Origin of the sequence: Paracoccus sp. SCN 68-21 (assembly GCF_001724535.1) — a bacterium.
Lineage (GTDB): Bacteria > Pseudomonadota > Alphaproteobacteria > Rhodobacterales > Rhodobacteraceae > Paracoccus > Paracoccus hibiscisoli.
Window position 1 is genome coordinate 1 of record NZ_MEES01000052.1, and the last position, 6,487, is coordinate 6,487.

Here is a 6,487-nt window from a genome sequence, read left to right on the forward strand (position 1 = left end):
CTCCTTGCCGAAGAACCCCTTGGCACCAGCTGATCCACGCTGCGGTTTGGGAACGTAGGGTACGATGCCTGCCGCCTCGCAGGCCTCGATATCCTCGATCTTGAAGTAGCCCCGGTCAGCCACCGCATCGATCTTGTCGACGCCAAGTGTGTCACGCGCGGCTTCGGCGGTCTCGGTCATCAGGCCAAGGTCGCTGACCTTGCTGTGGACCTGCTGCTCGGCAATCAGTTTGTGCTTGGTATCCACAGCGATCTGGATGTTGTAGCCAACCCCAACGCGGCTGCTGGAGTGCATCGCACGTGCGTCCGGATCGGTCAGCGAGATCTGGTCCTCGCCGCTGTCCGCAAGGGCTTTGCCATGGCCTTCGAGGCGTTCGCGCCGATCGCGGATCACCGCGATCTTCTCCTGAAGCTTCTCCACGGTGCCGCTCTCCAGCGCAACCTCATGGTCCTTGTCGGCCTCATCGAGCTGCTTGAGATACCGCGCCAAGCGCTCATCGCTCTCGGCCAAAGCCTTCGCCAGTTTGGCCTTGGTAAAATTACGCTCCCGGCTGTTCACCGCCTTGATCCGGGTGCCGTCAATCGCGATCAATTCGCACCCGAAGCAAGTCGAGTTCTCGGCACAGCACCACGAATTCGCGGAACACCTGGCGGAACGCAGTCCTGTTGTCGCGGCGAAAATCCGCGATTGTCTTGAAGTCGGGCGTCAGACGGCGGAGCAGCCAGATCACTTCGAGGTTGCGTCGCGTCTCGACCTCCAACCGGCGGCTAGACCGCACCCGGTTCAGGTATCCGTAGATGTAGAGCTTCAAGAGATCGGCCGGATCATATCCCGGGCGGCCGGTCGTTTTCGCCCGGACCCGCTCGAAGCCAGCGGCCTTCAGATCAAGCCCGTCAACGAATGCTTCGATAAACCGGACCACGTTGTCCGGCCCCACATAGTCGTCCACAGAGTCCGGCAAAAGCAGAAGTTGGGACCGATCATCGCCTGAAATATGTGCCATGGCCCGAGGATACCATGGCCACATTAGGCTGGGAATCCTGTTTGGGTTTTCACACGGTCTGGAACGTCCTATGGGTGAAATGACCGACAAGGCGAAAGCCGCAGGCAACAAACTGGCCGGCAGCATCAAGGATGGCGTCGGCGACGTGACCGGCAACGAGCGCCTGCAGGCCGAAGGCAAGGCCCAGAAGGCCAAGGGCGCGGCTCAGGACGTGTCCGGCACCGTCAAGGGCAAGCTGGGCAACGACATCTGATCGACCCCTTGCGCACGACCCGAAAGCCCCGCCTTGGCGGGGCTTCTGCCGTCTTGGGGACCAGCGTATTGACCCAGCGACCCCATTGCGGTGATCCTCGGACAGCGTGACCGGGACAGCCCGGACCGCGCCTTGAGGAAGGGGCCTCGCATGAAACCCAGGATCTCCGTCGTGACGCTTGGCGTCCGCGATCTGGACCGGTCGCTGGCCTTCTATCGCGACGGGCTGGGGCTGCCGACGCAGGGCATCGTCGGGCAGGAATTTCCGCATGGGGCGGTGGCGTTCTTCGCCCTATCGGGCGGCCTGACGCTGGCGCTTTGGGCGCAGGCCGACATCGCCCATGATACCGGGTTGCCGATACAGCCGGTCAGCCCCACCGCGCTGACCTTGGGGCATAACGTGACCCATCGCGACGAGGTCGCCCGCATCCTGGACAGGGCGGCCCAAGCCGGCGCCCGGATCGTCAAGCCCGCGCAGGACACCTTCTGGGGCGGTCATGCGGGCTATTTCCAGGACCCCGACGGACATCTGTGGGAGGTCGTCTGGAACCCCGACATGCTTCCACCCCCCGATGACGCCGACCCCTGAAGCCCTCTGGCCGGCGCCGCGGCCTTGGCCCGCGACACTGACGCATGCCCCGGGCGGTTGACCCCGGCGCCCCCGACCCCCAGCTTGAGGGGAATGCCATCCGACCAGAGGCCGCCGCCATGCTCGACCTGCCCCAAGCCGATCCCGCCAAGGTGCCGCTGGCCACGGTGCCTCTGGGCCTGTGGGGCACCGCGATGACCGCGCGCCGCAACGTGCTGGAGCTGATCCCCGCCATCGCCACCCGGCAGCCGATGGTCTCGGGCAAGACCGGGGTGCGCTGGCACATGGTCATGGACCCCACCGCCCTGCGCCGCATCCTCAAGGAAAAGGTCGATGACTATCCAAAATCGGTCACGACCAAGCTGATCCTGAACCCCGCCATCGGCGACAGCCTGTTCGTGGCCGAAGGCGCGCATTGGCGCTGGCAGCGCCGCGCCGCCGCCCCCGCTTTCGCGCAGCGCCATGTCGAGGCCTTGGGCCCCGTGATGACCGCCGCCGCCGAGGCCTCCTGCCGCCGCCTGTCAGAGGCGCGCGGCCCGGTCGACCTGTTCCAGGAGACCGTGGCCGCGACCTTCGAGGTGATCTCGGACGTGACCTTTTCGGGCGACGGGATGTTCGACCGCGACGCGGTGCATGGCTCGATCGACGCCTATATCGCGCAGACGGCAAAGCTGTCGCTGATGGATGTGCTGGGTCTGCCCGCCTGGCTGCCGCGTCCGGGGCGGCTGTTCTCGGGGCCGGGGCTGAAAAAGATGAAGGGCATCGCCGATCAGGCCATCGCGCGCCGCGCCGCCGCCGCCGCCAAGGACGGCCCGCCCGACCTGCTGGACCTGCTGCTGGTGGCCCAGGACCCCGAGACCGGCCGCACCATGACCCGGGACGAGCTGCGCGACAATCTGCTGACCTTCATCGTGGCGGGCCACGAGACGACCGCCCTGACCCTGGCCTGGGCGCTGTATCTGATGGCCTTCGCCCCCGCCGTGCAGCAGGCCGCCGCCGATGAGGCCCGCGCCGCCTTGGGTGCCCGCGCCGCCACCGCCGCCGACCTGGGCGCGCTGCCCCTGACCATGCGCATCGTCAACGAGACGTTGCGCCTCTATCCGCCCGCGGCCTTCCTGTCGCGCACGGCCCAGGTCGCAGACACGCTGTGCGGGCGCGAAATCCGCCCCGGCGACACGGTGATGATGCCGGTCTATGCCCTGCACCGGCACCATCAGCTGTGGGACCGGCCCGACGCCTTCGACCCCGACCGCTTTCTGACCGCTCCCGACCGCTATGCCTTCCTGCCCTTCGGGGCGGGGCCGCGCATCTGCATCGGCGCCAGCTTTGCCCTGCAGGAGGCGGTGATCATCCTGGCCACCCTGCTGGCGCGGTTCCGCTTTCAGCGCGTGCCGGGCCGCGAGCCGCAGCCGCGCATGATCCTGACGCTGCGCCCCGAAGGCGGCGTCTGGCTGACGGTGACGCCCCGCGACTAAGCGGTTGCCACCCCTCACATGGCTGTTACAGACTGCGCAAAACGCACAGCAGGAACCGCGATGATCGCCATCATCGACTTTCTCAACACCATCTTCTGGGGCTATGTGCTGGTCTATGGCCTGCTGGCCGTGGGCATCTACTTCACCGCGCGCCTTGGCCTGCTGCAATTCGTGCATTTCCGCGAGATGTGGCGCTGCGTGCGCGGGTCGGGGGAGACCGACCGTGACGGCATCTCTCCGTTCCAGGCGCTGTCGGTGTCGCTGGCCAGCCGCGTGGGCACCGGCAATATCGCGGGCGTCGCGGTGGCGCTGACCCTGGGGGGGCCGGGTGCGATCTTCTGGATGTGGATGGTGGCGCTGGTCGGCATGGCCACGGCCTATGCGGAATCGACGCTGGCGCAGCTGTACAAGGTGCATGGCGCCGACGGCATGTATCGCGGCGGTCCGGCCTATTACATCTCGCGCGGGCTGGGGCTGCCCTGGCTGGCGGGGATCTTTGCCGTGGCGCTGATCATCGCCTTCGGCCTGGTCTTCAACGCGGTGCAGGCCAATTCCATCGCCCAGGCGGTCGAGGGCGCCTTTGGCATCAACGCGGGTCTGGTCGGCGGCGTCGTGGCGCTGCTGGCGGGGGTGGTGATCTTTGGCGGCATCCCCCAGATCGCGCGGGTGGCGCAGTTGGTCGTGCCCTTCATGGCGGGCATCTACCTGCTGGTCGCCGCCGTCGTGCTGGTCATGGACTTTTCCGAGGTGCCGGGCATCCTGGCAGGCATCATCCGCTCCGCCTTCGGCCTGCAGGAGGCCGTGGGCGGCGTCGCGGGCGGCGTCATGGCCGCGATGATGAACGGCATCCGCCGCGGCCTGTTCTCGAACGAGGCCGGCATGGGCTCGGCCCCCAACATCGCCGCGGTGGCCATCCCGAACCCGCACCACCCGGCCTCTCAGGGCTTTGTGCAGGCCCTGGGCGTCTTCATCGACACCATCCTGGTCTGCACCGCGACCGCCGTGATGATCCTTCTGGCCGATGTCATCCCCTCGGATGAGCTGACCGGCGTCAACCTGACCCAGGCCGCCCTGTCGGACCATTTCGGACCCTTCGGGCATATCTTCATTGCGGTGGCGATCTTCTTCTTCGCCTTCACCTCGATCATCGGCAACTACTCCTATGCCGAGAACTCGCTGGTCTTCATGGGCGCGGGCAAGCCGGGGATCATGATCCTGCGCGTCGCCGCGATGGGCATGGTCATCTGGGGCTCGCTGCAGGCGGTCGCCACGGTCTTCGACTTTGCCGATGCCAGCATGGGGCTGATGGCCACCATCAACCTGATCGCCATCGTCGCGCTGTCGGGCACCGTCGCGCACGTCACCCGCGACTACCTCCGCCAGCGCAAACTGGGGCAGGAGCCCCAGTTCCACATCAAGGACCATCCCGGCATCGCGCCCGGCGTGAAACCCGACATCTGGAACTGACCGGCACGCCGGACAGGCAGGGGCGCGCGGTCTTTACCCCGCGCGCCCGGCCATGCTAACGCGGGGCCAACCAGGAAAGGCCCCGTGATGAGCGATGCGATGGACGATCTGACCCCCCTGCGCCAGCAATGGCTTGACCGTATCAACGCCGCCTCGGACCCGCAGGCCATCGAGGAGGTGCGCCTGGCCGCCCTGGGCAAGAAGGGCGATCTGTCGCTGCGCATGCGCGAACTGGGCCGCATGTCGCCCGAGGAACGCCAGACCACCGGCAAGGCCCTGAACCAGATCCGCGACGAGATCGACGCAGCCCTGCGCGCCCGCAAGCTGTCGCTGGAGGATGCGGCGCTGGACGCGCGCCTCAAGGACGAATGGCTGGACGTGACCCTGCCGGGCCGCCCGCGCCGCCAGGGCACCATCCACCCGATCAGCCAGGTCACCGACGAAGTCACCGCGATCTTTGCCGACATGGGATTCGCCGTCGCCGAAGGTCCGCAGGTCGAATCCGACTGGTACAATTTCGACGCGCTGAACATCGCCCCCGAACACCCCGCCCGGCAGGAGCATGACACCTTCTTCATGCACCGCGCGCCCGGCGACGACCGCCCGCCGCACGTCCTGCGCACCCATACCAGCCCCGTCCAGATCCGCGCCATGCAGGATCAGGGCGCGCCCATCCGCGTCATCGCGCCGGGCCGCGTCTATCGCATGGACATGGACCAGACCCACACGCCGATGTTCCACCAGATCGAGGGCCTGGCCATCGACCGCGACATCTCCATGGCGCACCTGAAATGGACGCTGGAGGAATTCTGCCGCGCCTTCTTCGAGGTCCCCTCGGTCGAGCTGCGGTTCCGCGCGTCGCATTTCCCCTTCACCGAACCCTCGGCCGAGGTCGACATCCGCTGCTCCTGGGAGGGCGGCCAGCTCAAGATCGGCGAGGGCAACTCCTGGCTGGAGATCCTGGGTTCCGGCATGGTCCACCCCCACGTCCTGCGCTCGGGCGGGATCGACCCCGACCAATGGCAGGGCTTTGCCTTCGGCATGGGCATCGACCGCCTCGCGATGCTGAAATACGGCATCCCCGACCTGCGTGCCTTCTTCGAAAGCGACCTCCGCTGGCTCCGCCACTACGGCTTCGCGGCAGGCGACGTGCCGAGTGTGTCGGGTGGATTGAGTAGGTGATGCAACCGCAATGCGAGGATACAGAGCTTGGTTCAACATACTTCTGTCTGAGATTCAGAAGGGCGAATTAACGTATCTAACCAGAGCGATTTGGCTGGCAAACCTTACAATGGGCCTTCTGCTTGTTCTTCCGTTAGACGCCGCAGGTGCAGTACTCGGGTCCACCACAGCTCTATTCATCGCACTAATTGCCTACCCGTGGCAAAAAAACGTTGATCGTCAACTAAGTATCGATCAGGAGCTTCGGCTTGCCGTTGCACGGTACTTAAAGGCTGAGGCTAGCCTTCTGGTCGCTTGTCAGAGTGCAACCCGGGATGAAACCAGAAAAGAAGCCCTCAAGGCATTCGATGAGGCGTTCGGCACACTAACTGCGGAACTGAAACTCATGTTTCTTATGGTGCCGAAGCCTGTCGCAACAGAGATTAGAGCATTTCGCTTTTAACCTGACACATAGCCTGCAGCGTGGAAGTAGTTCCAGCATTCTTCGGGTGAGAACATGCTGCAGATGTCACCAAGGGC

8 protein-coding genes are annotated in these 6,487 nt (G+C 65.7%); 6 read left to right on the forward strand and 2 right to left on the reverse strand.

Annotation, left to right across the window (positions count from 1 at the left end):
* Together ABS73_RS12425 and ABS73_RS12430 are read right to left on the reverse strand one after the other, a co-directional pair.
* Positions 1-591: transposase (locus ABS73_RS12425; RefSeq protein WP_286693477.1), on the reverse strand; the 591-nt coding region annotated here is incomplete at its 3' end.
* Positions 578-949 (reverse strand): transposase, encoded by a 372-nt coding sequence (locus ABS73_RS12430; RefSeq protein WP_286693478.1) that lies wholly within the window; start codon positions 947-949, stop codon positions 578-580. The genes ABS73_RS12430 and ABS73_RS12425, both read right to left, overlap by 14 nt.
* Before the next feature lie 133 nt (positions 950-1,082).
* Between ABS73_RS12430 and ABS73_RS12435 the strand changes: the two genes are divergently transcribed.
* The 6 genes from ABS73_RS12435 to ABS73_RS12460 all read left to right on the forward strand — a co-directional run bounded on the left by ABS73_RS12435 (position 1,083) and on the right by ABS73_RS12460 (position 6,410).
* Complete coding sequence (locus ABS73_RS12435) at positions 1,083-1,256, forward strand: CsbD family protein (protein WP_277020170.1); 174 nt, start codon at positions 1,083-1,085, stop codon at positions 1,254-1,256.
* Between the two features lie 150 nt (positions 1,257-1,406).
* Positions 1,407-1,844: a VOC family protein gene (locus tag ABS73_RS12440; RefSeq protein ID WP_277020173.1), complete on the forward strand. Its 438-nt coding sequence runs from the start codon at positions 1,407-1,409 to the stop codon at positions 1,842-1,844.
* Positions 1,845-1,963: 119 nt separating this feature from the next.
* Positions 1,964-3,319, forward strand: a complete 1,356-nt coding sequence (locus tag ABS73_RS12445; protein ID WP_277020182.1) for a cytochrome P450 — start codon at positions 1,964-1,966, stop codon at positions 3,317-3,319.
* 60 nt (positions 3,320-3,379) lie between these two features.
* Entirely contained in the window at positions 3,380-4,786 is a 1,407-nt protein-coding gene (locus tag ABS73_RS12450) for an alanine/glycine:cation symporter family protein (protein ID WP_277020176.1), read from the forward strand.
* 99 nt (positions 4,787-4,885) lie between these two features.
* Positions 4,886-5,968 (forward strand): phenylalanine--tRNA ligase subunit alpha, encoded by a 1,083-nt coding sequence (gene pheS, locus ABS73_RS12455; protein WP_277020185.1) that lies wholly within the window; start codon positions 4,886-4,888, stop codon positions 5,966-5,968.
* 109 nt (positions 5,969-6,077) lie between these two features.
* A complete protein-coding gene (locus ABS73_RS12460) occupies positions 6,078-6,410 on the forward strand; it encodes a hypothetical protein (RefSeq protein ID WP_277020179.1) in 333 nt (110 codons plus the stop codon).
* Positions 6,411-6,487 lie beyond the last annotated feature (77 nt).